Raw genomic sequence first — 2,181 nt, 5'->3', positions numbered from 1 at the left:
AACGTCAGCGGCAGGTGCGGGTGGATGGACACTTCGCGTATTTGTCCGGAACTAGTCATAGGCGAAGGGCCAATAAAAGTGCGCCGGTTCGATACCCTTGACATCGAAGTTGAAAGGCCAGCCATTCTCAAAGTCGATGCGGAGTCCTCAACGCTGCCCGCGTTACAAGGCTTCGGCGGGCGGCTGCGCGAGTTCGATCTGGTTGTCGTCGAGGTCATCAACGGGCAGCATCAGCCGATTGCGGACCTGATGCGCGAGCACGGGTTTTGCCGCCAGACCATCACGGACTTCGGACATATCGGAGGGCGGTTGCTGAGCTATGATGTGGCGTTTACGAGAGGTTGAGCCGCTCCGCCGCACCCGCATCCGCCCCAATCATTCTTTGGAAATCTTTCGCCAGCCTCAATTCTGAGGCGCAAATCGAGCAAACTTAGCGGCTTCACCGTGCCGCCTCGCCTGTCCTTCAGAATTGTGAAGTGGCCGTTGCTAACGCCTCTCGACGCGAAATGGGCCAATGTGTCCTGCTCCTCCTTTTCCCACTGCAAAAACACCGCCCTCTTAACCCTGTAGAGATGCACGAAATGAGAGATGCCAGCTTTAACGCATCCGCCTCCGCAGTTGTTGTGCGGAAAGCCGAGTGCATACAATTCCGGCTCCTTGAAGCCAAGCCTTTCAGCCTCCTTCCGCATCTTGCATTTGTCCCATAACGGTTCATCGGTCATTGGGGCTTCGACGGTCCAATTCAGGTGCTGCGCTTGAAATGCTGCAACGCGGTCCCATTCCGAGAAATCAAATCCAAGAACGACGGTAGCGTGCTCGGCTAAAAGGGGTTGTTGCCTATGGTCCATCTCATAGTGCGACTCCATCCAAGCATTCAGCGGCTCGCGTTTGAGTTTGGTTGAGCAGATTGGAAAGCGGTCGTTGCCAATCAACCCCTCGCGCCTGAAAAGCTGCCAAGGCGTCAACCCCTCGCAAATCCGAGTGATTTGAATACCCATCACGTCCTCTGCCCGGCGGTTGAAATCGTAAAGGTCAGGACTCTCGTAAAGCGTGTCGGCGAACAGAGGAATGACGTTCTCTTTTCCATGCGCTGCAATTTTTCGCATGGTGGCGAAGAATGAGCAAAGACCGCCAGAGAAGTTTGGAATCCATTTCATGCTACGATGTGGCGTTTACGAGGTAATCTTACGTTCGTTTTGGTATACCTAAAGACATGACAGAATGATTTTCGCTGACGCTGGGCGCTATCCAACAACTATGCCCTTCCAACTGCCGTCATAAAGTCCGTAGAGATCGTTCATTTCTCAATCAGCCGGTGAAATTCATCCATGCTCCTGACAACGTGTACCCTGTGTCCCTGCAACTCCGCGAGTCGATGCCAGATCGCTTGCACGGGCGACACCTTGCCTTCGTGTGTCTTGCACTCGACGAGGATAATCTTGCCGCGATAGAGCAGGCCAAAATCTACAGTGCCAGGCATCGCGCCACTGGCTTTGTCGGGCCGCGTGTAAAAGTAAGGCACAATCGGATGTTGATGGCGGCACCAATCCTCGATTGGCCGATGCAAGTTCTCAATCTCCGTTCCGCCTTCCACGCCGCAGATGGTTGTGCTGGCAGACGGCTTCTGCGTGCGCCGGACCAGTTCGAGGTATTGGGATGGGGTGATCATATCTCAAACTCCGGCTCTGGGTATTCCCAACGCCCTTCCGTAAATTTAGAATATGCATTATGGTGGCGCTCAGCTTCACTAATAGCCCAATTCGTTACCGCATGGACCAAGCGGCAGCATTCTTTAACGGTGAGCCGCTGCGACGAGGGGTTGATGGGAGCTTTTTTCACCACGGTCAGGCAATAGTTGTGCGCCGTCGGGCCGATCATCAGGCCAGCCCAAAGTGGAACTTCCGACTCGATGCGTGCCTGTAGTTCGGCGGGGATAAGGTAGTAGAACTGCTTGGGCAACTTCTTCAGTAGCCATTCCAGATTGGGATTATCCAACCTGCGGCCGCTTCGGCTTGGTTTTAGCCGGTCAGCGCGGAAATCCGACACGCTGCGCTTGATCTCGATTTCGATCAGGTAACGTGCCGCCGTCACGCCCAACACGTCGGGCTGGCCGCATGGATAAGCCCGCGGCGAGCGTTCGCGCAGAACTATCTCGCATCGCTTCTCCCAGCGAAGCCAGCG

Annotated in this window: 4 protein-coding genes; 1 reads left to right on the top strand and 3 read right to left on the bottom strand. The window is 55.0% G+C overall.

Annotation, left to right across the window (positions count from 1 at the left end; translation table 11 throughout):
• Nucleotides 1-345, top strand: a 345-nt coding sequence (locus KGI06_06190) for a hypothetical protein (protein ID MDE1871798.1), incomplete at its 5' end; no start/stop codon positions are given.
• Here the strand turns inward: KGI06_06190 and KGI06_06185 are convergent.
• The 3 genes from KGI06_06185 to KGI06_06175 form a co-directional block, all read right to left on the bottom strand.
• A complete protein-coding gene (locus KGI06_06185; GenBank protein MDE1871797.1) occupies nt 318-866 on the bottom strand; it encodes a hypothetical protein in 549 nt (182 codons plus the stop codon). The genes KGI06_06190 and KGI06_06185 overlap by 28 nt on opposite strands.
• A 431-nt stretch (nt 867-1,297) precedes the next feature.
• The gene (locus KGI06_06180; protein MDE1871796.1) at nt 1,298-1,669 is read right to left on the bottom strand and encodes a hypothetical protein; all 372 of its coding nucleotides are present in this window, start codon (nt 1,667-1,669) and stop codon (nt 1,298-1,300) included.
• Nucleotides 1,666-2,181: hypothetical protein (locus KGI06_06175; GenBank protein MDE1871795.1), on the bottom strand; the 516-nt coding region annotated here is incomplete at its 5' end. The genes KGI06_06180 and KGI06_06175, both read right to left, overlap by 4 nt.

This window comes from Candidatus Micrarchaeota archaeon (genome assembly GCA_028866575.1).
In the GTDB taxonomy this organism is placed as follows: Archaea; Micrarchaeota; Micrarchaeia; order Micrarchaeales; family Micrarchaeaceae; genus UBA12276.
Note: the sequence above shows the minus strand (reverse complement) of the source record. Positions and strands in the feature narration are given on the sequence as shown.